Origin of the sequence: Bradyrhizobium zhengyangense (assembly GCF_022012435.1) — a bacterium.
Lineage (GTDB): Bacteria > Pseudomonadota > Alphaproteobacteria > Rhizobiales > Xanthobacteraceae > Bradyrhizobium > Bradyrhizobium zhengyangense.
In genome coordinates this window covers 168,224-193,795 of the sequence record NZ_JAKLUA010000008.1, presented here as the reverse complement: position 1 = coordinate 193,795, position 25,572 = coordinate 168,224, and the positions used below count along the sequence as shown (strand labels likewise).

Annotated in this window: 25 protein-coding genes; 12 read left to right on the top strand and 13 right to left on the bottom strand. The window is 63.9% G+C overall.

What is annotated here, in order from left to right:
• Nucleotides 1–127 precede the first annotated feature (127 nt).
• Nucleotides 128–1,810 carry a tannase/feruloyl esterase family alpha/beta hydrolase gene (locus L6637_RS24685; RefSeq protein WP_237860171.1) on the top strand — a complete coding sequence of 561 codons (1,683 nt, stop codon included), beginning with the start codon at nucleotides 128–130 and terminating at the stop codon, nucleotides 1,808–1,810.
• 93 nt (nucleotides 1,811–1,903) lie between these two features.
• Here the strand turns inward: L6637_RS24685 and L6637_RS24680 are convergent, their stop codons facing one another.
• Both L6637_RS24680 and L6637_RS24675 read right to left on the bottom strand, forming a co-directional pair.
• On the bottom strand, nucleotides 1,904–2,701 hold the full coding sequence (locus L6637_RS24680) for a slipin family protein (RefSeq protein ID WP_237860169.1): 798 nt from the start codon (nucleotides 2,699–2,701) through the stop codon (nucleotides 1,904–1,906).
• 115 nt (nucleotides 2,702–2,816) lie between these two features.
• Nucleotides 2,817–4,082 (bottom strand): NAD(P)/FAD-dependent oxidoreductase, encoded by a 1,266-nt coding sequence (locus L6637_RS24675; protein ID WP_237860167.1) that lies wholly within the window; start codon nucleotides 4,080–4,082, stop codon nucleotides 2,817–2,819.
• Between the two features lie 324 nt (nucleotides 4,083–4,406).
• Between L6637_RS24675 and L6637_RS24670 the strand changes: the two genes are divergently transcribed.
• Entirely contained in the window at nucleotides 4,407–5,579 is a 1,173-nt protein-coding gene (locus tag L6637_RS24670; protein WP_237860165.1) for an ABC transporter substrate-binding protein, read from the top strand.
• 60 nt (nucleotides 5,580–5,639) lie between these two features.
• On the opposite strand, the gene L6637_RS24665 is transcribed toward L6637_RS24670, so the two are convergent.
• The 10 genes from L6637_RS24665 to L6637_RS24620 form a co-directional block, all read right to left on the bottom strand.
• Nucleotides 5,640–7,511 carry a bifunctional sugar phosphate isomerase/epimerase/4-hydroxyphenylpyruvate dioxygenase family protein gene (locus L6637_RS24665; RefSeq protein ID WP_237872244.1) on the bottom strand — a complete coding sequence of 624 codons (1,872 nt, stop codon included), beginning with the start codon at nucleotides 7,509–7,511 and terminating at the stop codon, nucleotides 5,640–5,642.
• Nucleotides 7,508–8,566: a Gfo/Idh/MocA family protein gene (locus L6637_RS24660; protein WP_237872242.1), complete on the bottom strand. Its 1,059-nt coding sequence runs from the start codon at nucleotides 8,564–8,566 to the stop codon at nucleotides 7,508–7,510. Before L6637_RS24660 ends, L6637_RS24665 begins: the two co-directional genes overlap by 4 nt.
• Nucleotides 8,563–9,297, bottom strand: coding sequence for an ABC transporter ATP-binding protein (locus tag L6637_RS24655; RefSeq protein ID WP_237872240.1), 735 nt, complete (start codon nucleotides 9,295–9,297; stop codon nucleotides 8,563–8,565). Before L6637_RS24655 ends, L6637_RS24660 begins: the two co-directional genes overlap by 4 nt.
• A gap of 12 nt (nucleotides 9,298–9,309) precedes the next feature.
• Nucleotides 9,310–10,053, bottom strand: a complete 744-nt coding sequence (locus L6637_RS24650) for an ABC transporter ATP-binding protein (protein WP_237860157.1) — start codon at nucleotides 10,051–10,053, stop codon at nucleotides 9,310–9,312.
• The gene (locus tag L6637_RS24645; RefSeq protein ID WP_237860155.1) at nucleotides 10,050–11,048 is read right to left on the bottom strand and encodes a branched-chain amino acid ABC transporter permease; all 999 of its coding nucleotides are present in this window, start codon (nucleotides 11,046–11,048) and stop codon (nucleotides 10,050–10,052) included. Before L6637_RS24645 ends, L6637_RS24650 begins: the two co-directional genes overlap by 4 nt.
• Nucleotides 11,045–11,920, bottom strand: coding sequence for a branched-chain amino acid ABC transporter permease (locus L6637_RS24640; RefSeq protein ID WP_194464941.1), 876 nt, complete (start codon nucleotides 11,918–11,920; stop codon nucleotides 11,045–11,047). Before L6637_RS24640 ends, L6637_RS24645 begins: the two co-directional genes overlap by 4 nt.
• Nucleotides 11,921–12,013: 93 nt before the next feature.
• Nucleotides 12,014–13,144 carry an ABC transporter substrate-binding protein gene (locus L6637_RS24635; protein ID WP_237872238.1) on the bottom strand — a complete coding sequence of 377 codons (1,131 nt, stop codon included), beginning with the start codon at nucleotides 13,142–13,144 and terminating at the stop codon, nucleotides 12,014–12,016.
• A 55-nt stretch (nucleotides 13,145–13,199) separates the two neighbouring features.
• Nucleotides 13,200–14,078 carry a shikimate dehydrogenase gene (locus tag L6637_RS24630; RefSeq protein ID WP_237860150.1) on the bottom strand — a complete coding sequence of 293 codons (879 nt, stop codon included), beginning with the start codon at nucleotides 14,076–14,078 and terminating at the stop codon, nucleotides 13,200–13,202.
• A 155-nt stretch (nucleotides 14,079–14,233) separates the two neighbouring features.
• A complete protein-coding gene (locus L6637_RS24625; protein ID WP_237860147.1) occupies nucleotides 14,234–15,172 on the bottom strand; it encodes a LysR family transcriptional regulator in 939 nt (312 codons plus the stop codon).
• A gap of 247 nt (nucleotides 15,173–15,419) precedes the next feature.
• Nucleotides 15,420–15,596 (bottom strand): hypothetical protein, encoded by a 177-nt coding sequence (locus tag L6637_RS24620; protein ID WP_237860145.1) that lies wholly within the window; start codon nucleotides 15,594–15,596, stop codon nucleotides 15,420–15,422.
• Nucleotides 15,597–15,764: 168 nt separating this feature from the next.
• Here L6637_RS24620 and L6637_RS24615 point away from each other — a divergent pair, with 168 nt between their 5' ends.
• From L6637_RS24615 to L6637_RS24585, 7 genes are all read left to right on the top strand, one after another.
• Entirely contained in the window at nucleotides 15,765–16,493 is a 729-nt protein-coding gene (locus L6637_RS24615) for a helix-turn-helix transcriptional regulator (protein WP_237860142.1), read from the top strand.
• An 82-nt stretch (nucleotides 16,494–16,575) separates the two neighbouring features.
• A complete protein-coding gene (locus L6637_RS24610; RefSeq protein WP_237872236.1) occupies nucleotides 16,576–17,235 on the top strand; it encodes an acyl-homoserine-lactone synthase in 660 nt (219 codons plus the stop codon).
• A gap of 1 nt (nucleotide 17,236) precedes the next feature.
• Nucleotides 17,237–17,455, top strand: a complete 219-nt coding sequence (locus L6637_RS24605; protein ID WP_333909388.1) for a hypothetical protein — start codon at nucleotides 17,237–17,239, stop codon at nucleotides 17,453–17,455.
• Nucleotides 17,456–17,741: 286 nt separating this feature from the next.
• The gene (locus tag L6637_RS24600; protein ID WP_092251677.1) at nucleotides 17,742–18,659 is read left to right on the top strand and encodes a branched-chain amino acid ABC transporter permease; all 918 of its coding nucleotides are present in this window, start codon (nucleotides 17,742–17,744) and stop codon (nucleotides 18,657–18,659) included.
• Nucleotides 18,656–19,600, top strand: coding sequence for a branched-chain amino acid ABC transporter permease (locus L6637_RS24595; protein ID WP_237872235.1), 945 nt, complete (start codon nucleotides 18,656–18,658; stop codon nucleotides 19,598–19,600). Before L6637_RS24600 ends, L6637_RS24595 begins: the two co-directional genes overlap by 4 nt.
• Nucleotides 19,593–20,360 (top strand): ABC transporter ATP-binding protein, encoded by a 768-nt coding sequence (locus L6637_RS24590; RefSeq protein WP_237860134.1) that lies wholly within the window; start codon nucleotides 19,593–19,595, stop codon nucleotides 20,358–20,360. Before L6637_RS24595 ends, L6637_RS24590 begins: the two co-directional genes overlap by 8 nt.
• Nucleotides 20,353–21,066, top strand: a complete 714-nt coding sequence (locus tag L6637_RS24585) for an ABC transporter ATP-binding protein (RefSeq protein WP_237860132.1) — start codon at nucleotides 20,353–20,355, stop codon at nucleotides 21,064–21,066. Before L6637_RS24590 ends, L6637_RS24585 begins: the two co-directional genes overlap by 8 nt.
• Nucleotides 21,067–21,212: 146 nt before the next feature.
• On the opposite strand, the gene L6637_RS24580 is transcribed toward L6637_RS24585, so the two are convergent.
• On the bottom strand, nucleotides 21,213–21,647 hold the full coding sequence (locus L6637_RS24580; protein ID WP_237860130.1) for a MarR family winged helix-turn-helix transcriptional regulator: 435 nt from the start codon (nucleotides 21,645–21,647) through the stop codon (nucleotides 21,213–21,215).
• Nucleotides 21,648–21,826: 179 nt separating this feature from the next.
• Between L6637_RS24580 and L6637_RS24575 the strand changes: the two genes are divergently transcribed.
• From L6637_RS24575 to L6637_RS24565, 3 genes are all read left to right on the top strand, one after another.
• A complete protein-coding gene (locus L6637_RS24575; RefSeq protein WP_237860128.1) occupies nucleotides 21,827–23,011 on the top strand; it encodes a substrate-binding domain-containing protein in 1,185 nt (394 codons plus the stop codon).
• Nucleotides 23,012–23,161: 150 nt separating this feature from the next.
• The gene (locus tag L6637_RS24570) at nucleotides 23,162–24,676 is read left to right on the top strand and encodes an amidase (RefSeq protein ID WP_237872233.1); all 1,515 of its coding nucleotides are present in this window, start codon (nucleotides 23,162–23,164) and stop codon (nucleotides 24,674–24,676) included.
• 36 nt (nucleotides 24,677–24,712) lie between these two features.
• Nucleotides 24,713–25,570, top strand: a complete 858-nt coding sequence (locus L6637_RS24565; protein WP_237872231.1) for a branched-chain amino acid ABC transporter permease — start codon at nucleotides 24,713–24,715, stop codon at nucleotides 25,568–25,570.
• The last annotated feature ends 2 nt before the right edge of the window (nucleotides 25,571–25,572 follow it).

Sequence of the window (25,572 nt, the reverse complement as noted above, 5' to 3'; positions counted from 1 at the left end):
CGGCTTGGCGTCCCCCCCTATGCGGATGATGCTTCAAATCGCCGGCACATGCCGCGGTGCGGCGGCACTTGCCAAAATAAGAAATGGAAGTAATGATTATAATATATAACTAAATAGGGAGGTCCGCATGAGGACTGGCTTGATATCGACCGCCGCGCTGGCCGCGCTTCTGGGATCGACCGCCTTGGCTCGCGCCGACGGCGAGGCCTGCTCGCCGGTCACCACCGCGTCGCTCGGCATCTCCAGCATCGAGATAACCGGGTCCAAAACGCAGGACGCCGCTAACGGTCTCCCCAAGCATTGTATTTTGACGGGGCTTGCCAACCGGCGCACGGGAGTCGACGGGAAGCAGTATGCCATCGGGTTCGAATTGCGATTGCCGGCCGAGTGGAACGGCCGCTTCCTGCATCAGGTCAATGGCGGCAATGACGGCGTGGTCGTGCCCGCTCTTGGCAGCCTGCCCGAGGGCTTAGCCTCCGGTGGCACAGTGCCACTGGCGCGCGGTTTTGCCGTGCTGTCGTCGGACAGTGGTCATTCCGGCTCGGACCCCGCGAACAAGTCGCTGGGCCTGACTGCCGGCGCGGCGTTCGGCCTCGATCCGCAGGCGCGGCGCGACTATGGTTATGCCGCCGACATGACGCTGTCGCCGGTCGCAAAGCAAATCATTGCCCTTCACTACGGACGCAAGCCGGATCGCTCCTATATGGCGGGATGCTCGAACGGCGGGCGTCACACCATGGTCGCGGCGTCGCGCATGCCGGAAAATTACGACGGCTTCCTCGTCGGCAATCCTGGGTTCGATCTGCCGCGCGCTGCGATCCAGCACGCCTGGGACGTGCAGGCCTTCCTGAAAGCTGATCCCGATCTGCGCAAGTCCATCACCAAGGAGGACGCCCAGCTCGTTTCCTCGCGCATTACGGAGGCCTGCGATACGCTTGACGGCGTCAAGGATGGGCTGACGGCCAATCTCGCTGCCTGTCAGAAGGCGTTCGATTTCAAGAGTCTGGCCTGTGCTCCGGGGCAGAACAGCGCTTGCTTGTCCGAAGCCAAGGTCGACGCCCTGAAGATGAGCCTCGCCGGACCGAAGAATTCCAAAGGTGAGCCTCTCTATTCCGACTGGCCCCTCGATGGCGGCATCGGCACCGGCAATTGGCGCACCTGGAAGGTCGAGAGCCCCATCGCGCCCTGGAACAATTACCCGATCATCGCCACCATGGGCGCAGCGTCACTGAACTACATCTTCTCGACACCCCCGGTCGTGGTCGAGGGCAGCAACGAGAAGCTGGTCGAGGCACTGAAGGCCTATGATTTCGACAAGGACGCGCCCAGGATTTTCGCCAAGGACGCCACCTTCACGGAATCGGCCATGGACTTCATGACGCCGCCCGACATCGATGATCCAAAGCTCGCATCGCTCCAGAAGTCCGGCGGCAAGATGCTGATCTATCATGGCCAGGCCGATCCGGTATTCTCTGTGAACGACACCATCCGCTGGTATGACCGGCTGAACAAGAACCTGCAGGGGCATGCCGACAGCGTCGCGCGCCTGTTCACGATTCCCGGCGAAACGCATTGCGGTGGCGGCGTCACCCTCGACAAGTTCGATGCACTGACCGCGTTGACCGACTGGGTGGAAAAGGGCAAGGCACCCGAGCGCGTCATTGCGTCCGCCAACCCCGCTAACAAGGAAGTCCCTGCGTCCTGGAGTCCAGGCCGCACGCGGCCGCTGTGCCCCTATCCGAGCTACGCCGCGTATTCCGGGCAGGGCGACAGCGAGGACGCGGCGAATTTCGTCTGCAAGACGCCGTAGCTCGTCGGGTGTCGGCAACCTCGAGGTTCAAAATAAGGGAGGCTCGGCGGATGCGGGGGAAAGGTCAGATTGCATCGAAGATGCAATCTCTCCTCACCCCTTCGCGGCCATCACTTTGGCTGCATCCGAAATCCCTCGTGCCATCGAGACGAATTCGCTCGGCATCATCACCAGCGTCATGGTGTTCTGCTCGGCGCCGACTTCGGTGATCATCTGCATGCGGCGGAGTTCGAGGCCGGCGGGGTTCTGCATGATCACTTCGGCGGCCTGGCGCAGCTGCTCGGCGGCGTCGAGTTCGGCCTCGGCCTTGATCAGGCGTGCGCGCTTCTCGCGCAGGGCTTCGGCCTCCTGAGCCAAGGCGCGCTGCATGCTTGGCGGAATCTCCACGCTCTTCATCTGCACCAGCTCGACCTTGACCCCCCAAGGTTCGGTGGTGGCGTCGATCGCCCTTTGCATGACGTCGGCGATGGTATCCTGTGCCTTGAGGATCTCGTCCAGCGTGTGCTGTCCGAGCACGGCGCGCAGGGTCGTCAGCGAGACCTGTACGACGGCGTTGGAAACGGCCTTCACCTCGATCACGGCGCGCTCGGGATCGACGATGCGATACCAGACCACAGCGTCAACCTTGATCGGAACGTTGTCGCGCGTGATGCCTTCCTGCTGTTCGACGTTGGCGGTAATGGTGCGCAGGTCGAGCTTGTCCTGCCATTCGATCACGGGCCACACCAGATAGAGGCCTGGCCCGGCGGTGCGGTTGAACCTGCCGAGCCGGAATACGACGCTGCGTTCGTATTGATTGGCGACGCGAATGCTCATCAGCAGAAGGATCAGCGCCGCGAAGCCGGCGATCAACAGGAACGAAAGAGGCGCGAAAAAATCGACGACGGACATGGCCGACTCCAACATGGATCCAATGCGCCGCGGATTAAATAGCGGCCATCGTCGGGTTCAAGCTGGGCGGTCGATGATCGCAGGCAATATATTTTTTGGTCGAGGGACTTGACGTTTAGCCCACCACCTTGCTGCTGCCCTGCGTGATCAGCCGCGCCGCGCGCTGGTCTCGCGCGTAGATCCACAGCCAGCTCAGCGCGACGCTGAGGCGGTGGCGGAGGCCGATCAGGAAGTAGATGTGGGCGATGCCCCAGATCCACCATGCGATGGTACCGCGCAGTTTGACCTTGCCGAAATCGATCACCGCGAGCCGCTTGCCGATCTGCGCGAGGCTGCCGGCGTGCTTGTAGCGGAACGGGGTGGTCGGCGCGCCCTGCAGTCGCGCCTTGATGGTTGCGGCGACATGTTTGCCCTGCTGCTTCGCCGCAGGTGCGATGCCGGGCACGGGCTTGCCGTTCCAGGCGTTGATGTTGACGGTGTCGCCGATCGCGAAGATTTCGGGATGGCCGGGAATGGTGAGATCGTCGGCGATTTGCACGCGTCCGGCGCGATCGCTCGGTGCGCCCAGCCATTCGGCCGCGGGCGAAGCGCGTACGCCGGCGGCCCAGATTCGTGTCTTGGCCTCGAGCAGCTTGCCGCCGAAGACCACGCCATCACGGTTGATCTCGGTCACGGCCTGCCCGAGCACGACCTCGACGCCGATCTTTTCCAGCGAGGCCTGCGCGTAAGCCGAGAGATCGTCGGGAAAGCCCGCCAGCACGCGCGGGCCCGCCTCGATCAGCACGACGCGCGCCTTGTGGGTGTCGATGTTGCGAAAATCTGCCGGCAGCGTGTGATGTGCCATCTCGGCGATGGTGCCGGCGAGCTCGACGCCGGTCGGGCCGGCGCCGACGATCACGAAGGTCAATCGCGCCGCGCGCTTCGCGGGATCAGTCTCCCGCTCGGCGCGCTCGAACGCCACCAGGATGTGACGGCGCAGTGTGGTCGCGTCTTCCAGCGTCTTCAGTCCCGGCGCCCATGTCTCCCACTCGTCATGGCCGAAATAGGCGTGGCGCGCGCCGGTGGCGAGCACCAGCGTATCGTAAGGCACCTCGCTGCCATCGTCGATCTGCACGCATCGCCTGTCGGCATCGACGCCGCTCACTGTGGCAAACAGCGTCGTCACCTCACGGCGGTCGCGCATGAGATGACGGATCGGCCAGGCGATCTCGCTGGTCGCAAGCGAGGCGGTCGCGACCTGGTAAAGCAGCGGTTGAAACAGATGGTGGTTGCGGCGGTCGATCAGCGTGATCTCCACCGGCGCGCCGGCAAGCCGGTAAGTCGTCTCCAGCCCGCCGAAGCCGGCGCCGACGATGACGACACGATGGGGATTTGCGGCCATGATGCACCCTCTGATCTCGCTGCTTCACTCACTTATTTAAGTGCGGATTGGGTGCCGTGGTCCAATAGCCGTCCTCAATGATGGAATAGGCTTGGCGTATCGATATTCCCGCGAAAAAGCGCCGCAGGCTCCGGACCGGCCTTGGCCGGCCTCGGCCGAAGTGAGTAGAATTATATTTCTTGCCATCTCCGTTTAGGGCGAAATATGGTGCAGGACGAGCCGCTGGGCCATTGGCGGCGCGACAGATTTTGCGTTCAATAGAGGCAGACCCGGGGCGGCGATCACCCCGTTTCCGGGGGCCAATAATAGGGAGGGGAGTGAGTTATGAGGACGGCATACTGGCTGGCGGGTGCAGCGGCGCTGGTGCTGGCAAATCCGGCATTCGCCGGCGACACCATCAAGATCGGTTTCGTCTCGACCTTCAGCGGCCCGACCGCCGTGATCGGCAACGACATGCGCAACTCGTTCGAGCTCGCGCTCGACCATCTCGGACGCAAGATGGGCGGCAAGCCGGTCGAGGTGATCTACGAGGACGATGGCCAGAAGCCTGATGTCGGCAAGCAGAAGACCGAGAAGCTGGTGCAGTCCGACAAGGTCGATTTCCTGGCCGGCTACATCTGGTCGAACGTGCTGCTCGCCTCGCTCAAGACCGCGGTGGACTCGCAGACCTTCCTGATCTCCGCCAATGCCGGCCCGTCGCAGCTCGCGGGCGAGCTGTGTAGCCCTTACGTGTTCTCGACCTCCTGGCAGAACGACCAGACGCCGGCCGCCATGGGCCTTTACATGAACGCGAACGCCGTCAAGAGCGTATTCCTGATCGGCCCGAACTACGCCGCGGGCAAGGATATGCTCGCGGGCCTGAAGAGCACCTTCAAGGGCGAGGTCAAGGGCGAGGAATACACGGTCTGGCCGAGCCAGCTCGACTTCTCCGCCGAGCTGGCGAAAGCCCGCGCCTCCGGCGCCGAATCGATCTTCGTGTTCTATCCCGGTGCGGCCGGCGCGCAGTTCCTCAATCAATATGTCCAGGCCGGCATGAAGAGCACCATGCCGCTCTACACCGCCTTCACCGTCGACGAGACGACGTTGCCGTTGCAGAAGGAGAATGCGTTCGGGGTGCCCGGCGCGCAGGAGTGGGTGAACGATCTGCCGAACGAGCAGAACAAGAAGTTCGTGGCCGACTACCGCGCAAAATATCCGAGCGCCCGGCCGAGCTATTACGGCGCGCAGGCCTATGACGCGGCGCAGCTCATCAACAGCGCGGTGGTCGCCGTCGGCGGCGACACGACCAAGAAGGACGCGATGAAGGCCGAGATGGAGAAGGCCAACTTCAAGTCGCTGCGCGGCGCGTTCAAATACGGCAACAACCACATCCCGATCCAGAACTTCTATCTGCAGGACGTGGTGAAGGGCGCCGGCGGCGAGCTCTCGCTGAAGACCGTCGCCACCATCGTCACCAACGATCAGGACCGCTTCCACGACAAGTGCCCGATGAAGTAAGGGCTTAGTTTCCCCCTCTCCCCGCGTGCGGGGAGAGGAGCCCGCGAGGGGAGAGGGTCATCACACCCGCGGCATGCTCGCGGGCCGCATCTCGCGCGCTTGCGCGGCGAGCCTGATGCCGGCATTGGGCGCGCCAAATCCCTGATAGCTCCGCCGCTCGACGATCTCGAAGAAGAAGCGCTCGTCGAAAATGTGGGTGTAGACCTGGAAGAATTCGCCGTCGCCCTCGCGGTCGTAGAGGATGTGGTTGGCGCGGAGCTTGGCCATGACATCGGGCGCGAGGTCGTATTTAGCTTCGATGTCGTCGTAGTAATTGTCAGGGATATCGAGGAAGCCGGCGCCGCGGGCGCGCATCGCGGCGACGGTCGCAAAGATGTCCTCGCACGCAAAGGCGACATGCTGCACGCCCGAGCCGAAAAACTCCGAGATGAAGCGGGCCGGCAGTGTGCGATTGGCCGAGGAGCCGTTGACGACGAAACGCAGGCTCTGGTCGCCATTGATGAGAGCCTGGCTCTGCACGAGGCCTCTGGGGTCGGCGATCTCCATCTGCGGCAGCCGCTTCAGGTCGAGGATGCCGGTGTAGAACAGCAGCCACGACAGCATCTCGTCATAAGGCATCGACTGCGCGATGTGATCGACCGCGATCAACGCATCCGCGCTTGCGTTGCTCGCGACGGGCTCGAAATCCGTGTCCCAGTTCTTGCCGGCCTGGTCGAGGAAGTACAGAAGGCTGCCGCCGACGCCGTGGATCGCGGGGATCTCCAGCTCGCCCGGCCCCACCGGTTGATAGAAGGTGCGCGCCTTCAGCGTCTCGGCCCGCTGCATGGCAAGGCCGGCATTGTCGATGTCGAGCGCGATGGCGCAGACGCCGGGACCATGGGTGACATAGTGCGAATGCGCAAAGCCGCCGGTCTCGGAGTTGATCACGAGCTCGACCCTGCCTTGCGACCAGCGCTCCACCGCCTTGCTGCGGTGCTTGCCCGTCTTGCGGAAGCCGAGCTGCGAGAACAATTGCGCGAGCTCGCCGGCCTTGGCCTCGTTGACGGCGAATTCGATGAAACCGGTGCCGCTGCTCTTGGGCTTAGGGGCCAGGGGCTCGCCGACGAGCTTTGGCCAGTCCGGGGCGAGGTGGTCCTGCAACAGGATCAGCGAGCGCAGGCCGTCGACCGCCGTCTGCGCCGCGGAGCCGGCGCGGAACTGGTCGTTGAAGATCTCCAGCGACCATGGCCCGGAATAACCGGTCGCCGCGATCGCCTGCATGAACTCGCCGACCGGCAGATCGCCCTGGCCGGGGAAGGAGCGGAAGTGCCGGCTCCACGATAGGATGTCGAGCTCGAGCTTGGGCGCGTCGGCGAGCTGCACCAGGAAGATCTTGTCGCCGGGGATCGAGGCCATGGCGCGAACCGGGAACCCCGGCGCCAGCGCGTGAAAAGAGTCGAGGATGACGCCGATCGCGGGATGATCGGCGCGCCGCACGATCTCCCAGGCGTCGCGATAGTCGTTGACGTGCCGGCCCCAGGCCAGCGCCTCATAGCCGACGCGCAGGCCCCGCTTGGCAGCGCGGTCGCCGAGCTCGCGAAAATCGTCGGCCGCGCGGTCGATGCCGCCGAGCGAGTGAGGGGACACGTTGGAGCAGATCAGCAAGAGATCAGTGCCGAGCTCCTGCATCAGATCGAACTTGCGCTCGGCGCGGGCAAAATTGCGCGTGCGCTGCGGCTCCGGCATGCCCTCGAAATCGCGGAACGGCTGGAACGCGCAGATCTCTAGATTGAGGTCCTTGCAGAGCTTTGCGATCTCGCGCGGCTTTGAACCGAACGACAGCAGGTCGTTCTCAAAAATCTCCACCGCCTCGAAGCCTGCGGATGCGATGGCACGCAGCTTTTCGTCGAGGGCGCCAGAGAGGGAGACCGTTGCGATCGAGCGCTTGTTCATGCTGCCTGCTCCATGATGTGGCCCGGCGATATTTTCTGGCCCGTGCGCGCGGCCTCGCTGACGGCCTCGACGACCGCGAGCGTCCCCATCGCATCCTCCGCCGAGATCAGCGGCTGTTCGCGCCCCGCGATCACCGCGCAGAAATGCCGGAGCTGCTCGGCCAGCGGATCGACAGCCGCCGGCGCGATGCTCTCGCGCGCCAGCGGCGCGTACCAGCCAGACTGTTGCGCGTAGGACCAGAGTTCCATGTTCGGCACGGACAACGAGCCCACGGTGCCGGAGAAGATGTAACAGGGCTGGTCTTGCTTGGGATACGCGGGGTTCTCGCCGGAGGTGAGCTCCCAGCTCCACGGTGCCGGCGTTGCGTCCGACACGGCTACTGTTCCGAGCGCACCGCATTCGAAGCGTAGCAGCAATGCGGCGGTATCCTCGACGGCAAAGCCGCGAGCCTTGTTCGAGGTCAGTGCCTGCACCTCGGCGATCTCGCCGCAGACAAAGCGGAGATTGTCGATGTCGTGGATGAGGTTGATCAGCAGCGGGCCGCCGCCGTGCTCGCGCCGCCACGCGACATCAAAATAATCGTCGGGTTTCTTCAGCAACCACAGCCCGACCACGGCCGTGAGCTGGCCGAGCTTGCCTGATGTCACTGCCTCGCGCGCGGCCTTGATGATCGGATTGTGCCGGCGATGATGGCCGACCAGCATCGGCACGCCGGTCCGCCTGACCGCGGCGCACAGGCGCCGCGCGGCTGCGACGGTATCAGTCACCGGCTTCTCGATCAGCGCGGGTACGCGGGCCTCAGCGCAATCGAGCGCCATCTGGAAATGCAGTGCGTTCGGGGAGGCGATAATCAAACCGTCTGGCTTCTCGTCCGCAAGCAAAGCGCGATGATCTGCGTGCCAGGGCGTCTTGCGTGCTTGCGCAAACTCTTTCGCGTTGGGGGAGGGATCAGCGATGCCGGCCAGCACGCAATCCGGCGAAGCGTCGATCAGTTCGACATGGCGGCGGCCGATCAGGCCGGCGCCGGCCACCGCGATGCGCATTTTCGCGCTCATGCCGCGCTCTCCTCCATGGCGCCGCCGAGGAAGAGCTGGCCGATGCGGGGATCGTTCAGAATGCGCTCCGCTTTGTCGACCATACGAGTCTGGCCGAGCTCGAGCACGATGCCGATGTCAGAAATCTCCAGCGCCGAGCGCGCGTTCTGCTCGATCATCAGGATAGTGACGCCGCGGTCGCGCAGGCTCTGAAGGATGTCGAAGGTCTGCTGCACCATCAGCGGCGACAGCCCGATCGAGGGCTCGTCGATCAGCACCAGCTTCGGCTCGAGCAGCAGCGAGCGGGCGATTTCGAGCTGTTTCTGCTCGCCGCCGGACAAGGTCGAGGCCTGCTGGGTCGATTTGCGCCGCAGCGCCGGAAACAGGTCGAGCGCGGCCTCGATTCGTGTCGGCAGGTCGATGCCCTTCGCCGCGACCCCGCCGAGCTCGATGTTGTGACGTACCGAAAGCTCGGGAAAGATGTTGCGGCCCTGCGGCACGTAGCAGATGCCGGCATTGAGCAGCGCGCGCTGGCTCAAGTTTGTGACGTCGCGGCCGGCAAAGCTGATCTTGCCCTCGCGGAGCTTCAAGAGACCGAAGATCGCCTTGAACACGGTGGACTTGCCGGCGCCGTTGGGGCCAATGATCGTGGTGATCGTCGCGGACGGCACCGAGAAGGTGGTGCCGTTCAGAATCGTCATCTTGCCGTAGCCGCCGACGAGATTGTGAACCGAGAGGATCGGGTCGCTCATGGCTCGCGCTCCCTAATGTCCGAGATAGGCTTCGATCACGGCCGGGTTCTTCCGAACCTCGTCGGGCCGTCCCATCGCCAGCACCTTGCCTTCCGCCATCACCATCACGCGCGAGCACAGCGACATCACGAATTCCATGTTGTGCTCGATCACGACGAAGGTGGCATTCTTCTCGCGGTTGATCGCGACCAGCCGTTCCTTCAGGTCGGACAGCATGGTCGGATTGACGCCGCCGGCAGGCTCGTCGAGCAGCACCAGGCGTGGGCCGCCCATAAAGGCCATGGCGGCATCGAGCAGCTTTTGCTGGCCGTAGGAGAGGCCGCCGGCGGGTTCAGCCGCGAGATGATCGAGCTTGAAGAATCCGATCATCTGGTTGGCGGCGTCGGTCAATCCGGCATCGGAGCGGCCGACCAGGCGCGAGGCCATGTTGCCCTGATGCTCCTGACCCGCGAGGATCAGATTCTCGCGAACCGAAAGCTTTGGAAACACCTGCAGAAGCTGGAAGGTGCGACTGACGCCGAGTTTGTTCAGCTCGGAAGGGCGCAAGCCCGTGACGACCTTGCCGTCGAGCCTGACCTCACCGCCTGATGGCGTGAGCTGGCCGAGGATGCAGTTGAACAAGGTCGACTTGCCGCAGCCGTTCGGGCCGATCAGGCCGAGGATCTCGCCCTCGCGCACGTCGAAGGAGACGTCGTCGACCGCGGTGATGCCGCCGAAGCTCTTCTTGATATTGGTGACCTCGAGCACCGCACTCATTGCGCCGTCTCCAGGCGGGATTTGGCGACGGCGCGCAGTGCGGAGGCCGCCTTGGTGCGCCGTGCGGCCATATGGCGGTCGAGGATTCCCAGGATGCCTGTCGGCGACCAGATCAGCAGCCCCATCACCGCGATCGCGTAGAGCATCAGATAATAGCCTTCGGTGAAGCGCAGCCATTCTGGCAGCAGCACCGCGATCATCGCGCCAAGGAACGGGCCGAAATAGAAGCCGGCGCCGCCGACGATCACCATCATCAAGAGATCGAGCGAGAGCGACAGGTTGAAGGGAACGGGATCGATATATTGCGTCAACGGCGCATAGAGCGCGCCGGCGACGCCGCCGAGCGCCGAGCCGATCGCGAACGCCATCAGCGTGTAGCGGCGGGTATCGATGCCGAGTGATTGCGCGCGCAGGGGATTTTCGCGCAGTGCCATGAAGGCGCGTCCCCAGGGCGAGCGGATCAGCCACCACACCGCCAGCGAGACGATCGCAAGCGAGCCGAGACAGATATAGTAGAACGGCAGCGGTTTGTTGGTCGCAATGCCGAAAAAGTGCGGCCGCGGGATGCCGGAGATGCCGTAGATACCGCCGGTCAGCCAGCTCTCGTTGCGGAACACAAGGAAGGCGAGGGTGGAGAAGGCGAGCGTCACGAACGCGAGGTAATGGTGTTGCACGCGTAGCGCGGGATAGCCGAGCACCCAGCCGACTGCGAAGCTCAAGGCGATCGCGACTGCAATTGCCGCCGGCAGCGGCCAACCGTGGGTCGTCATGATCGCGGCGGCATAGGCGCCGATGCCGACGAAGGCGCCCTGCGCCAGCGACACCTGGCCGGCATAGCCGAGCGTGAGATTGAGCCCCATCGCGGCGATGGTCATCACCGCCCATTGGCTCAGGATGAACAGACCGTAGCGGTTGAAGTTCATGGGGATGACGATCAGGCCGGCGATGACGGCGAGGCCGAGCGCGATCTTCAGGGGTTTGGCATAGCCGCTCATACCGTGCGCTCCTCGGCGCGGCCGAGCAGGCCCTGCGGCCGGAACAGGATCACGGCGATGAGGAAGATCATCGGCACGGCGGCTCGATACTGCGTCGAGACATAGGCGGCCGCGAGATTGTCGAGCACGCCGATCAACAGGCCGCCGGCGATCGCGCCGCGGACCTGGTTGAAGCCGCCGACGATCGCGGCGATGAAGGCGGCCTGGCCCAGCACTTCACCGGAGGAGAACTTGGCGAGATAGATCGGCGTGATCAGCAGCGACGCCAGCGCGACCAGGAAGGCGTTGATCAGGAACGTCAGCAAGATCATGCGCTCGACAGGCACGCCGATGATGCGCGCGACCGTGGGGTTCTGCGCCGCCGCCTGCATCTGGTGACCGAGCGAGGTGCGATTGAGCAGCGTGGTCAGGCCGAATACAGCCAGGATCGCGACGACCAGCACGCCGATGCTTTGCAGCGAGACGGCGTGGCCGAGGACGGAGATGTCGCCGGTCGGCACGATCGACGGAAACGGCGACGCCTCGGCGCTGAAGAATTGCTTCACGGCTTCCTTGATGCCGATGGCCAGCGCCATGGTCGCGATCGCCAGCGGCAGCACGCCGTGGCGCATCATCGGGTCGACCAGCAGCATCTTGAAGGCGAGACCAAGCAGGATCATCGACAAGAGAATGCCGAGGATGATCGCGAGCCAGAACGGCGCGCCGACATGCATCGCCGCTAGCATCAAAAACGCCGGCAGCATCACGAACTCGCCTTGCGCAAAATTGATGGTTTGCGAGGTCTGCCACAGCAGCGTGAAGCCGACCGCGACCAGCGCGTAGATCGCGCCAGTGGCGAGGCCCGCGACCAGGAGATCGAACAGATTGGACATTTTCCCCTCTCGCCGCCTTATCTTCTCCCTCTCCCCGCATCCGCCTTCGCTAAAGCTCCGGCGAGACAGGCGCGGGGAGAGGCGAAGAACGCCTCACTTCAGCTTCGGCAATACCTGCTTCACTACCTGCTTGCCGTCGACCACCTCGACCAGGAAGCTTTGCCGATCGATGTCGCCATTCTGGTCGAAGGTGACGTCCATCAGAATGCCGGGCTCCTCAGAGGCCTTGATCGTCAGGCCGTGCAGCGTGTCGGCGAACGCCTTGGGGTCGACCTTGCCCATCTTCTCGGTGGTGGCCTTCACCATGTAGACGGCGAGGTAGCCCTTCAGGCCGTTATGATCAGGGACGTAATTGTACTTCTTCGAGAAGCGGTCGCGGAAACCCTTGATCAGCTCGACCGGCGCATCCGTGGTGAGGCCGACATGGCCGCGCGCGCCGTTGGCGGCATCGCCGGCGAGCTCGATCACCTTCTGGCCGATCAGCGTGGTCTCGCCCATCAGCGGCGCAGTGACGCCCTGGCGCTTCAGCTCCTTCAGGATGCGCGCGCTCTCCTCTTCATTGAGGTAGACGAACACGGCATCGGGATTGGCGGCCTTGATCTTGCCGACGTCGGCGGCGAAATCGGCCTGGCCCGCTTCAGTGGAGAGATCGGCGACGACCTTGGAGCCGAGACGCTCCAGCTCCTTGATGACGACGTCGCGTCCGCCACGGCCGAAGTCGTTGTTGACCCAGACCACCGCGACCGACTTCGCCTTCATGTCGTCGTGGATGTACTTTGCGACCTTCGGCATCGAGGATTGCTGGCCGAACGAGGTGCGGAACAGGAATTTGTTGCCGGCCTGCGTCAACTCGGCGGCTTCGCCGCCCATGATCTGGGTGATGCCGGCTTCGGCGGCGAGCGGCGCGGTGACCTTCACCGAGCCGGAATAGCCGGGGCCGAGCAACACATAAGGCTCGGCGTCGAGCGCCTTCTGCACCTGCGCGCGCGCCACGCCCGGGTTCGATTGCGAGTCGGCGTGGGTGACCTCAAGCTTGCGGCCGAGAATGCCGCCCTTGGCATTGATCTCCTCGATCGCGAGGTCGATGCCGTTTTTCCAGTTGGTGCCGACGGTTGCGCCGCCGCCCGACAGCTCGGCGACGTCGGCGAGCTTGATCGTCTGTGCGAAGGCGCCCGTGGTCGTGATGGCAGTGAGCAGTGCGCCCACCAGTAGCGTTGATTTCATCGTCCTCTCCTCCCGTTTCAATTTTGCAAGCGGCCTTGTGTCCGGCCGCTTCGCCTCAAGCTGCCTGATAGGCGGCGCTGCGCGCTGCCATCACGGCGTCAAAAGCCTCTCCCATGACTTCAGTCGATGGGGCAAGGCCCGTGAACAATTCGAAGGCGTCGGCGGCCTGGTAGATCGCAAGCTCCCGCCCGGTCATGATCCGCGCGCCCTTCTCTCGCGCAGCGGCAAGCAGCGGCGTGATCAGCGGCGAGTAAACGGCGTCGGCGACCCACAGGTTTTCGCGCAGCAGCGCCGGGGGGACCGGCGTGTCCCGGTTCGGCAGCATGCCGACCGGCGTGCCGTTGACGAGGCCGGTTGCGCCATGAAGCGCGTCCTCGACGCTTCGGGCGACCCGTGCGCCGCCGTGGTTGGCCAGCAGCGCGGCAAGCTTCTCGGCACGCGCCGGCTCGCTGTCGAAGATGCGCAGGTCAGTCACCTTCAGGCTCGCCAGTGCGAAGGCGATGGCCTTGCCGACACCGCCAGTGCCGATCACGGCCACTGCATTTCCGGCAGGCGCCAGCAGCGGCTTGACCGCGCGCGCAAAGCCTGTGGTGTCGGTGTTGTGGCCGATCAGTCTGTTATTCCTGACCACGACGGTGTTGACCGCGGCCATGGTCGCTGCCGTCGATGCCAGCTCATCAAGCAGCGGCACCACGGCTTCCTTGTAGGGGAAGGTGACGTTGACGCCGGCAAAGCCGAGCCGGCGCACGCCCTCGAGCATCATTCTCAACCCGGTCGCGTCCGCGCCGGCGACCTCGATGAGCTGGTAGTGGCCCCGCAGGCCCAGCGCCTCGGCGGCGCGCTCATGCATGGCAGGGGAGGCGGAATGAGCGATCGGCGCGCCGATCAGGCCGGTCAGGAGTTTTTTGGAGGCAGCGGGGCCGCGGCTAGACATGATCCACTATCGTCTCTTGATCGTCCCTCGATGGTCCTTGGGGCGCGCGTTGATGTTAGGCCATTAGCGGGGAAATCCGCGCAATTCCAAGAGGGACGATAGCCCTTCCTCTGCCTAACACAATTACCCTTTCGTCCCGCAAACCTAACATAATGTTATTTCTTCCGCGTCCGCCCGGGCACGGCCTTGCCGTTGCCGCGGGACGGCTCGACCGCGCGCATCTCGGCACGCAGGGATTCGATGAAATATTCGACATGGAGCGACAGCGGCGCGCCGCGCTTCACCGCGATATAGGTGTCGAACCGCGTCGGCTCGGCGATCTTGATCAGCTCGATGCCGGGATAGCCGCCATGAGCCACCGTGAACTGATCGATGATGGCGATGCCGAGCCCTGCCTTCACCAGCGCGCAGACCGTGGTACCGAAGCGCGCGCGGATGGTGATGTTGTAGTCGAGCTTATGGCGCGCAAACATCTCGGCCATGATCCGGCCGTAGGGATCGTTGGGATCGATGCCGATCAGCGGATAGCGCGTCATCTCGGCCGCCGAGACCTGCTTGCGGCCGGCGAGCTCGTGGCCGGGCGGCACGATGCAATAGAGCTCGCCCGAGGCGAGCGGCAGGAAGTCGAGACCGGAATGCTCTAATCGGTAGCTCATCGCCACGCATTCGCCGCGGCCGAGCAGCAGATAGTCGATGGCTTCCTCGATCTTGAGGATGTTGATGTCGATGCCGAGATCCGGATAGCGGCGCCGGACACGCTCGATGGCGCGCGGCACCATCACCTGCGAGATGCTCGGCACCGAGCCGATACGCAGTTCCGACAAGCCGCCGCGGCCGATCTTGGAGATGATCTCGGAGAGGTCGTCGACCTTCTTGTAGACGCCGTTGATCTGCTCGAAGATGTTCTCGGCTTCCGGGGTCGGGAAGTAGCGGCCGTTCTGGCGCTGGAAGAAGCGGATGCCGAGCGAGCGCTCGGTATATTTGACCAGCCGGCTGATCCCCGGTGCCGATACGTTCAGCAGCTTGGCCGCGCCACCAATGGTGCCCGTCACCATCACGGCACGGATCACTTCAACCTGGCGCAGTGTCATCATGATCTTGGTATCCGAAAGACGATCGCGGCGGCGATCATCTCACGAGCGATGCAAGGTCATCCAGCGTCAAATACCTGGCGATGTGGATGGCGACGCGCCGGCTTTGTCCTCCCGGGAGGGGGGAGCTCATTCATGACGATACGAGCGGATCAGTTTCGCTGCCGGAATGTCCTGAAATCAGCGCGCTCAAATCGAAGGGCGTCGTCGCGCGATCCGTTGCGTCGGCGTCGTTTGCTGCAGCTGCGTCCTAGCTTGCCGGTCCCTCCGGCGACACGCTGCCGGGACGTTCCGCGCGTTCGCTCCGCAGCACGTCGCGGGCGAACTCGATGATCTTCTGCTTGTTCGCCGTATCGCGGACGGCGAAAAACACGCGGTTCAGTTCCAGGCCGAGCACGCTGTTGAGGGCGATGTTCTCGTCTTCCATCGTGGCTTTCCCGCTCTAGACGCCTGAGGTGTAACTGGAGGTCACTTCCTCCACAAGTAGATTAAATCTTCGATGCCGATGCCACCCCGGGGAATTACGGGCGCGAGTGAATTGAGGCAGTCCCCCAAGACGTGTTATACGGATGCGCGAGCGTCAGGGAACGCATCGATGACCGCCGTTGACTATGGCCGCGAGGCGCTGGACTTCATCGAAGGGCTGGGAGCCTATGACAGGGTCCCGGATGCCATGGACGCGCTCGAAACGGCGTTCGGTCGCTTCGGCTTCGAGACCATAATCGTGACCGGATTGCCGAATCCTGATCAGCGGTTCGCGCAGATGGTGCTCGCCAAGCGCTGGCCGGCGGGCTGGTTCAGTCTCTACACGCAAAACAATTACGATCGCGTCGATCCTGTGGTGCGCCTGTGCCGGCAATCGCTCAACCCATTCGAGTGGTCGGAAGCGCCGTATGATGCCGAGATCGAGCCGAATGCGGCAGAGGTGATGAATCGCGCCACCGATTTCCGGATGTCACGCGGCTTCATCGTTCCCATCCACGGGCTCACCGGCTACGAGGCCGCGGTGTCGCTCGGCGGCGTCCATCTCGATCTCAATCCGCGCAGCAAGCCGGCTCTGCATCTGATGGCGATGTACGGCTTCGACCACATTCGCCGTCTGCTCGATCCTGCACCGAGTCGCTCGGCGCGCCTGACCCCGCGTGAGCGCGAGGTGATCGCCTGGGCGTCGCAGGGCAAGTCCGCGTGGGAGATCGGTGAGATCCTCAACATCACGCAGCGCACCGCCGAGGAACATCTTGCAACCGCTGCGCGCAAGCTCGGAGCTGTCAACCGCACGCATGCGGTTGCACTCGCGATTCGCCACAAGATTATCAATCCGTAAGCAACGTACTGGGAAATTTCCCAATATCGACTCCGCGCCTTTTCGCGGAGGCTACCCCCGTTGAGGCTGGATGGGGGTTTTCATGATTCACGCAATTTCCGCCGTCAATCGCCACCTATATGAAGACGTACTCGAGCAGCATTTCCGGCTGCGCCACGACATATTCGTCGAGGAACGGCACTGGGAGACACTTCGCAGGCCCGACGGTCGCGAGATCGATTCCTATGACAACGAGGACACCGTTTATCTGCTCGCATTGGAGGAGCGCCGCGTCGTCGGCGGCCACCGGCTTTATCCGACCACCAAGCCCTCGATGATGAGCGAGGTGTTTCCGCATCTGGCCGCCGTGCGCGGCTGGCCCGAGGATCCGCTGGTCTGGGAGTGGTCGCGCTATTTCGTCGTTCGCGATCGCCGCGATGGCGCGCTCAACCTGCAACTGATGGCGGCGGTGCAGGAGTTCTGTCTCGATCAGGGAATCGCGCGCGTCAGCGCGATCATGGAGACCTGGTGGCTGCCGCGTTTCCACGAGGCCGGCTTCGTCGTGACGCCGCTCGGCCTGCCCGCGCTGGTGGAGAATGCCTGGACCATGGCGGCGACCATCGACATTCGCCAGGAGACGGTCGATGCCCTGCATGATCGCATCGGCATGGCCTCGATCGTCCATCAGGACGGACCGCGTCTCGATTGCATCGCCCATGCCAACAATTGCGGCCGCACTGCCGCGCAACGAAAGTGCGCCTGAGATGTCGAATATGATGCGAGATAGCCAAATCATGGCGCAAACCAAGGACGAGAATCTCGGCTACATGTCCGACATGGCGCTCGAGCTGGCGCAGATGGCCGAAGATTCGGGGTTGGCGACGCTGGCCTACCTGTTTCGGATGGCGGCGCTGGAGGCCTCGACGGCCAATAGCGAGCTCAACGTGCCGGACGATTTCTCCCGCCAGGTCACGTCGCACTAGACGCCACCCCTCGTTCCGACCTCTCACGCCCTCTCCCCGGAAACGGGGGGAGGGCTATCGTTTGGGTGCGGCAAGCTGTCCTATCCTGCGCGGCGTTGCTGGACCGATGGAAGGTCGCATGCACCGGCATGCAACAAAGTGCATGTCTGGTGCGGAATCGCTCTTGCCTCGGAACGATACTGCCATTACCCATTTTTCTGCCTTGTAGAGGCAGGGGGAGCTCTTTCACTGATGGCGACTGTGTTCGAACATCGGCGCGCGTCCGCGTGCGCCTGAAAGAGTCTTGATGCTGCTCGTCGTCGAACAGTTCCTGAACGGATTGCAGTTCGGCCTGCTGCTGTTTCTGCTTGCCGCCGGCCTGACGTTGGTGTTCGGGATCATGGATCTCGTCAACCTCGCGCACGGCTCGCTCTACATGATGGGCGCCTATTTCGCTGCGACCTTCGCGGCGTGGACCGGCAGCTTCCTGCTCGGCGCGCTGCTGGCGCTCGGTGCGACGCTGGTGCTCGGCATCGTGCTGGAAATGAGCGCGCTGCGACATCTCTACGGGCGCGACCATCTTGACCATGTGCTCGCGACCTTCGGCCTCATCCTGTTCTTCAACGAAGCCGTGCGCTTGATCTGGGGACCGGCGGGCCTTGCGCTGCCGCTGCCGGCCTGGCTCACGGTGCCGGTGCCGATCCTGCCCGGCATTCACTATCCGGCCTACCGCCTCGCCATCATCATCGTCGCGCTGCTGGTGGCGCTGCTGCTCTATCTCGGCGTGATGCGCACCCGCATCGGCATGCTGATCCGCGCCGGCGCCTCCAACCGCGAGATGATCGGTGCGCTCGGCATCAACATCAAGCTGCTCTACACGCTGGTGTTCGGCCTGGGCGCCGCACTCGCCGGCCTCGCAGGCCTGATGCAGGCGCCGATCCTCACCGTGCAGATCGGCATGGGCGAGAACATCCTGATCCTCGCCTTCGTCATCATCGTGATCGGCGGCATCGGTTCGATCCGCGGCGCATTCCTGGCCGCGATCTTCGTCGGCATGATCGATACGCTCGGCCGTGCCTTCCTGCCCAATCTGCTGCGGCAGGTGCTGAGCGGCGCCGCTGCCTCCACCGCCGCGCCTGCGCTGTCATCCATGCTGATCTATCTCCTGATGGCGATCGTGCTGGTGGTGCGGCCGGAGGGGCTGTTTCCGGCCAACCGTCGATGAAGGGTTTGAGCGTGAGCAAGGCCGTCACGGCCCTGATGCTGGCGGGCCTCGTGCTGCTGCCGCTCTATTCCTCCCTGTCCGGCAACATCTTCATCCTGACGCTGTTCACGCGCATCGTCATCCTGGCGCTTGCGGCCGCGAGCCTAAACCTGATCATGGGTTTTGGCGGCATGATGAGCTTCGGTCACGCCGCCTATCTCGGCATCGGCGGCTATGCGGTCGGCATGCTCGCGCAGGAAGGCGTGGGAAGCGGCTTCGTCCAATTCCCGGTCGCGCTTGCGGCGTCCGCGATCTACGCGCTGGTGATCGGCGCGCTGTCTTTGCGTACCCGCGGCGTCTATTTCATCATGATCACGCTGGCTTTCGCGCAGATGGCCTATTACGTCGCCTCGGGCCTCGCGCGCTATGGCGGCGATGACGGCCTCACCGTTTACAAGCGCAGCGATTTCTCCGGTCTGATCAACCTGTCGAACCGTACGCAGTTCTATTATCTCTGTCTCGCCTGCCTGTTCGGCGTGATCTTCCTGATCTGGCGCATCGTCAATTCGCGCTTCGGCCTCGTCGTGCAGGGCCTGCGCTCCAACGAGCAGCGCATGCAGGCGATTGGCTTCCCGGCAAAACGCTATCAGCTCGTCTGCTTCGTCATCTCAGGCACGATGTGCGGTCTCGCCGGCGCGCTGCTCGCCAACAACACAGATTTCGTCAGTCCTGCCGTGATGTACTGGACCCGTTCCGGCGACCTCATGGTGATGGTGATTCTGGGGGGCATGGGCACGCTGTTCGGCCCTGTCATGGGTGCGGTGGTCTATCTGCTTCTGGAAGAGTTCCTGTCGCAGATCACTGAATATTGGGCGCTGATCATGGGCCCGCTGCTGCTGTTGATCGTGCTGTTCGGCCGCGGCGGCATCATGGGCCTGCTCGGGAGGATCGGCCGTGGCTGAACCGCTGCTCCGCGTCGAAAAGCTGGTGCGCCGCTTCGGCGGTATCGTCGCGACCGATCACGTCTCGCTCGATGTCGCGGCGGGCGAGCTGCACGCCATCATCGGCCCGAACGGCGCCGGCAAGACCACGCTGATCAGCCAGCTCACTGGGCATCTCGCGCCGCATTCCGGCAGCGTCTCGCTTGGGGGGCGCGATATCACTTACTTGCCGGCCTATCGCCGCTGCGCGCTGGGCCTCGCACGCTCGTTCCAGATCACTTCGCTCCTGCTCGACTTCACCGCTGCCGACAATGTCGCGCTGGCGGCGCAGGCGCACGCCGGCACCTCGTTCCGCTTCTTCGCCAATGCCCGCAAGGAGAAGGGCTTGCGCGACGCCGCGTACGCCGCGCTCGACCGCGTCGGCCTTGCCCACCGCGCCGACGTCCAGGTGTCGAAGCTGAGTCATGGCGAGCGGCGCCAGATCGAGCTTGCCGTCGCGCTCGCGAGCAAACCGAAATTGCTGTTGCTCGACGAGCCCATGGCCGGTCTCGGCGTCACCGAATCTCAGGGCATGGTCAAGCTGCTCCAGGAGCTGCGCAAAGAGGTCTCGATCGTGCTGGTCGAGCACGACATGCCCGCGGTGTTCGCGCTCGCGGACCGCATCTCGGTGCTGGTCTATGGCCGCGTCATCGCCTCCGGCGATCCCGACGTGATCCGTGCCAATGAAGACGTCAAGCGCGCCTATCTCGGCGACCAGCATGTGGTGACGCATCATGGCTGACACGCTGCTCGACGTCGAAGGCATCGAGACTTGCTACGGCCTCAGCCAGGTGCTGTTCGGCCTGTCGCTGTCGATCAAGCCGGGCGAGATGGTATCGCTGATGGGCCGCAACGGCATGGGCAAGACCACAACGATCCGTTCCATCATGGGCCTGACGCCGGCACGATCGGGCGCGATCCGCTTTGCGGGCACTGACGTGCGGACGCAGCCGTCCTATCGGATCGCGAAGCTTGGCGTCGGGCTGGTCCCCGAAGGCCGCCAGATCTTCCCCAACCTCACCGTCCGCGAAAATCTTGTCGCGGCCGCGGCCGATCGCTTTGGCAGCGCCAATCCCTGGACGCTCGCCGCGATCTATGTGCTGTTCCCGCGGCTCGCCGAGCGCGCCGCCAACATGGGCAACCAGCTTTCCGGCGGTGAGCAGCAGATGCTGGCCATCGGCCGTGCGCTGATGACCAACCCAAAGCTACTGATCCTGGACGAAGCGACCGAGGGTCTTGCGCCATTGATCCGTGACGAGATCTGGAATTGCCTGTCGATGCTGAAGAGCCGGGGCCAGTCGATCCTGGTCGTCGACAAGAACGTCGACCATCTCGCCCGCATATGCGACCGCCATTACATCATCGAACGCGGCAAGACGGTCTGGTCCGGGACGTCGGACGAGCTGATGGCCGAGCCCGACCTGCAGCACAAGTACTTGGGAATTTAGTTGCGGGTGACGCGCGCGGTCTCGCGTCATATTCACTGGCGTCCCGGCCTAGTGCGCAATTGCGCACGGGGGGGCGGGATCCATACCGCGGAATCTATCGAGTGCGCGCGGATCTGCGCTTCGCTTGTCCAGGACGACGAAGCAACTCAATTCGAGCTATCGATCAAGTTCTCCAGCAGCCGCTTCAACTCGCTCGTCGATTTGTCGCCGTAGCTCTCCAGGATGTGCTCCTCCTGGTCCACCGCGAGCGAGTTGAGCTTCTTGCACAGCACCTTGCCGCGGTCGGAGATGAACATCAGCACCTTGCGGCGGTCGTTGGGGTCCTGCAGGCGATAGACCAGCGTGTCGGAGACCATGCGGTCGATCATCTTGGTCAGCGTCGGATGGTTGAGCAGCACCGCGTCGGCAAGCTCGCCCATCGAGTGGCCGTCGCCGTCCGACAGCACTTTCAGGATGCGCCACTGCTCGACGGGAACTCCCTCCTTGCTGAGGCGCAGTTCCAGCTGCCGGTTGATCTCCCGGTTGGCTTGCGCGAGCAGGTAGGCGAGGTGTTCGGTGATGGGAGCGTTCGATTTTGCCACGGCTAAGACTTCGTCTTGACCCAAATGAGTGAATGTCTTGCAATCAATGCTGCATCTATATGCACTTCAATTGTTGAATATTCAATATTTTCAAAATAGGATCATTGCCCAACAAAAGGGCGGAAGCCGCGGCCGCCTGCTCAATGTGCTTTCAGGTCTGGTGCCAGACAGGAGTTGGCGTGCGCGCGACGGTAAACTTCCCGGCTCACGGCGGTCCGGCGTTGCCGCCGTCTTTGCTGTTCAGGAATCTGTCGTCATCGGCGGCTGATGGCGCGCTGTCGCCGCGCGATCACGCCCTCTTCAAGCGGCGCGGCACCAACAGGCTGCGTGTCGGCGGCTTCATCTGCTGCACGGGATCCCCGGGCGTCTGGGGTCCCTGCGCGACCAATTCCGCGCAGCTCGCCGTTGCCGAGATCAACAAGCGCGGCGGCATCCTCGGTCGCGAGATCGAGTTTTCCGTCTACGATGCCGGCGGTCCGCTGGACGAGGTGCTGAACCGCGCCGAGCAGGCGATCGCCTTCGACGAGCTCGATCTCATCGTCGGCCTGCACACCAGTGCGGTCCGCGTCGCCTTGCGCGATATCACCACAAGGCATCGCATCCCCTATATCTACACACCGGTCTACGAAGGCGGCGAGCGCACGCCGGGCGTGATGGCGATCGGCGAGACGCCGCGCTGGCAGAGCCGGCCGTCGATCCACTGGCTCGCTGACGTCAAGAAGGCGAAGCGCTGGTACCTGATCGGCAGCGATTACGTCTGGCCCTGGCAGTCGCACCGCGCGGTGAAGAACTACATCAAGGAAACCGGCGGCCACGTCGTCGGCGAGGAGTTCGTCCCGCTCGGCGAGGACAATCACGAGCCGCATCTGGCGCGCATCCGCGCCGCGCGGCCGGACGTGGTGCTGATCTCGCTGATCGGCACCGACAGCAGCGCCTTCAACCGTGCCTTCGGCGAATGCGGCCTGGGGGCCACCACGCTGCGGCTCGCCGGCGCCATGGACGATACCGTGCTGCTCGGCATCGGCGCCGACAACAGCGAGAACATGTTCTGCGCCTCCGGCTATTTCACCGGCACCGGCGCGCGCGCCAATGACGACTTCCAGGGCCGCTATCGCGCGATGTTCGGCCCGAACGCGCCGCCGATCGGCTCGGTCGGTCAGTCCGGTTACGAAGGCATGCGCTTTCTCGAAGCGGTCGCCAACAAGGCGGGCTCATTGGCGATGGGCCCGATGCTCAAAGCCGGCCGCAACATCGTCTACAGCGGCGCGCGCGGAACGGTCACCGTTCGCGACGGGCGCGCGCGGATGCCGATGCATCTCGCCGAGGCCGATGGTCTCGATTTCAAGCTGATCAAGCCGATCTGACCGGCGCGCGACAATTCGCAGGGCGCCTGAGCGCAAAATAATACTTGAAAAGGAAAATATTTCCGTTTTGAATGTTTCCGCGGGGCCGATGGTGCGTCGCGCCGGGGCGGCCACGCCCATCTTCGTTTCAAGAAACTTCAGGAGAGCGCCGTGACAGTTGTCCTTCCCACGCCAGCCCAGCTTCGCAGCGTCGCCGAGCAGTGCGGCCTTTCACTGACCGACGACGACGTCGCCTCGTTCCGCGGTCTGATGCAGGGCTCGATCGAGGCCTACAATCTCGTCGCCGCGATGCCCGACGAGGTGCCCGAGGTGAAATACCCGCGCACGCCGGGCTACCGGCCCTCGGCAGAGGAGAACCCTCGCAATGCCTGGTATCGCAAATCGACGGTGAAGGGTGCGGCCAGCGGCAAGCTCAAGGGCAAGACGGTGGCCTTGAAGGACAACATCATGCTGGCCGGCGTGCCCATGACCAATGGCTCGTCGACCCTGGAAGGCTATATGCCCGATTTCGACGCCACCATTGTCACGCGCATGCTGGATGCCGGCGCCGAGATCGTCGGCAAAACGCATTGCGAGCACTTCTGCCTGTCCGGCGGCAGCCACACCGGCTCCTACGGCCCGGTGCATAATCCGCACAAGATGGGCTACTCGGCCGGCGGCTCGTCGTCGGGCTCGGGCGTCGTGGTTGCGCTCGGCGAGGTCAACATGGCGATCGGCGGCGATCAGGGTGGCTCGATCCGCATGCCGTCCTCGTTCTGCGGCATCTACGGCATGAAGCCGACCTGGGGCCTCGTGCCCTACACCGGGATCATGCCGATCGAGATCTATGTCGATCACACCGGCCCGATGACCGCGACGGTCGCCGACAATGCGCTGCTGCTCGAAGTGCTCGCCGGCGACGACGGCTACGATCCGCGCATCAAGGCACCGAAGGTCGAGGAGTACACCAAAGCGCTCGGCCAGGGCGTCAAGGGCATGAAGATCGGTATCGTCAAGGAAGGCTTCGAGCAGCCGGGCGCAGAGGCCGTGGTGAATGAAAGTGTTCGCGAGGCGGCGAAACGCTTCAAGGATCTTGGCGCCAGCGTGGAGACGGTGTCGATCCCGATGCATCTCCTGGGTGGCGCAATCTGGACGCCCATCGGCACCGAAGGTCTGACGCAGACCATGATGTTCGGCGATGGTTACGGGCTCAGCCGCGGCGATCTCTATTCGACCTCGCTGATGGATTTCCATCGCGGCTGGCGCCGCCAGGCCGATTCGCTGTCCGAGACCACCAAGCTGTTCATGATGCTCGGTACATACATCAACAATAATTTCGGCCCACGCTTCTACGGCAAGGCGCTCAATATCTCGCGGCGGCTGACCGCGGCCTACGACAAGGCGCTCGGTGATTATGACCTGCTGCTGATGCCGACCACGCCGATGAAGGCGACCAAGCTGCCGGAGCCCAATGCCAGCCGTGAGGACTACGTCGCCCGCGCGCTGGAGATGATCTCCAACACCGCGCCGTTCGACATCACCCACCATCCCGCAATGTCGCTGCCCTGCGGCATGGTCGACGGATTGCCGGTCGGCCTGATGCTGGTCGGCCGCATGTTCGAGGAATCCACCATCTACCGCGCCGCGCATGCCTTCGAGCAGGTCGGCGACTGGAAGAAGATGTGAGGGGCGCGCTGGTGCAGGCGGGGTGGATCGCATCCTATGGCTAACGCGTTCGTCGCGGCGTTCGAAATCCTGAGCTTTGGCGCGATCATCGTCCTGATCGTGCTGGGGCTCGGGATCATCGCCAGCATGATGGGCATCTTCAACTTCGCGCAGGGCGAGTTCGTCCTGCTCGGGGCCTACATCACCTATCTCGCCTATGCCAAGGGCCTGCCGATCTGGGCCGGCATGGTTGCCGCGCCCTTCCTGGTCGGCGCGCTCGGCTTCGTGCTGGAGGCGCTGATCATCCGCCGCTTCTATGCCGCGCCGATCGTGGCGATGCTCGGCACCTACGCGCTCGGACTGATCATCCGCGAATCCGTGCGCGGGCTGATCGGCGGCTTCTATCTCACGGTGCCCGAGCCGATCGGCGGCTCGATCGACATCGGCACCATGCACATCTCGGCGTGGCGCTTCACCATCATCGTCATCACGCTCCTGGTGATGGTCGGCTGCTATCTGCTGCTGTCGCGCACCAGCTTCGGCCTGCGCATGCGGGCCACGCTGGAGAATCCGTCGCTGGCGCGTGCGTCAGGCATCTCCACGCCGCTGATGTACGGCGCCACCTTCGCCTTTGGGTCGGCGCTCGCCGGCCTTGCCGGCGCGCTGATCGTGCCGGTGTTCAGCCTCTCCGCCGATCTCGGCATCCGCTTCCTGATTCAGGGCTTTGTCGCCGTCATGGTCGGCGGTGTCGGGTCCTTCATTGGCCCGGTCGCCGGTGCCGGCGTCATCGGCACGCTTAGCGCCGCGCTGCCGTGGATCATGGCGCCCGTGGTCGCCGATGTCCTCGTCTTCGTTCTCGCCATTGCCTTCATCAAATTCCGCCCGCAGGGCCTCATCGCTGGAAAAGGGGTTTAGTC

Bases quoted from the DNA above. Each gene is read 5' to 3' on its own strand.
- L6637_RS24565 (WP_237872231.1), top strand. From the start codon at position 24,713: ATGGCTAACGCGTTCGTCGCGGCGTTCGAAATCCTGAGCTTTGGCGCG.
- L6637_RS24675 (WP_237860167.1), bottom strand. From the start codon at position 4,082: ATGGCCGCAAATCCCCATCGTGTCGTCATCGTCGGCGCCGGCTTCGGC.
- L6637_RS24610 (WP_237872236.1), top strand. From the start codon at position 16,576: ATGATTCACGCAATTTCCGCCGTCAATCGCCACCTATATGAAGACGTA.
- L6637_RS24605 (WP_333909388.1), top strand. From the start codon at position 17,237: ATGTCGAATATGATGCGAGATAGCCAAATCATGGCGCAAACCAAGGAC.
- L6637_RS24660 (WP_237872242.1), bottom strand. From the start codon at position 8,566: ATGAGCGCGAAAATGCGCATCGCGGTGGCCGGCGCCGGCCTGATCGGC.
- L6637_RS24670 (WP_237860165.1), top strand. From the start codon at position 4,407: ATGAGGACGGCATACTGGCTGGCGGGTGCAGCGGCGCTGGTGCTGGCA.
- L6637_RS24595 (WP_237872235.1), top strand. From the start codon at position 18,656: ATGAAGGGTTTGAGCGTGAGCAAGGCCGTCACGGCCCTGATGCTGGCG.
- L6637_RS24630 (WP_237860150.1), bottom strand. From the start codon at position 14,078: ATGTCTAGCCGCGGCCCCGCTGCCTCCAAAAAACTCCTGACCGGCCTG.
- L6637_RS24685 (WP_237860171.1), top strand. From the start codon at position 128: ATGAGGACTGGCTTGATATCGACCGCCGCGCTGGCCGCGCTTCTGGGA.
- L6637_RS24655 (WP_237872240.1), bottom strand. From the start codon at position 9,297: ATGAGCGACCCGATCCTCTCGGTTCACAATCTCGTCGGCGGCTACGGC.
- L6637_RS24585 (WP_237860132.1), top strand. From the start codon at position 20,353: ATGGCTGACACGCTGCTCGACGTCGAAGGCATCGAGACTTGCTACGGC.
- L6637_RS24600 (WP_092251677.1), top strand. From the start codon at position 17,742: ATGCTGCTCGTCGTCGAACAGTTCCTGAACGGATTGCAGTTCGGCCTG.
- L6637_RS24665 (WP_237872244.1), bottom strand. From the start codon at position 7,511: ATGAACAAGCGCTCGATCGCAACGGTCTCCCTCTCTGGCGCCCTCGAC.
- L6637_RS24645 (WP_237860155.1), bottom strand. From the start codon at position 11,048: ATGAGCGGCTATGCCAAACCCCTGAAGATCGCGCTCGGCCTCGCCGTC.
- L6637_RS24680 (WP_237860169.1), bottom strand. From the start codon at position 2,701: ATGTCCGTCGTCGATTTTTTCGCGCCTCTTTCGTTCCTGTTGATCGCC.
- L6637_RS24615 (WP_237860142.1), top strand. From the start codon at position 15,765: ATGACCGCCGTTGACTATGGCCGCGAGGCGCTGGACTTCATCGAAGGG.
- L6637_RS24620 (WP_237860145.1), bottom strand. From the start codon at position 15,596: ATGGAAGACGAGAACATCGCCCTCAACAGCGTGCTCGGCCTGGAACTG.
- L6637_RS24635 (WP_237872238.1), bottom strand. From the start codon at position 13,144: ATGAAATCAACGCTACTGGTGGGCGCACTGCTCACTGCCATCACGACC.
- L6637_RS24650 (WP_237860157.1), bottom strand. From the start codon at position 10,053: ATGAGTGCGGTGCTCGAGGTCACCAATATCAAGAAGAGCTTCGGCGGC.
- L6637_RS24625 (WP_237860147.1), bottom strand. From the start codon at position 15,172: ATGATGACACTGCGCCAGGTTGAAGTGATCCGTGCCGTGATGGTGACG.
- L6637_RS24640 (WP_194464941.1), bottom strand. From the start codon at position 11,920: ATGTCCAATCTGTTCGATCTCCTGGTCGCGGGCCTCGCCACTGGCGCG.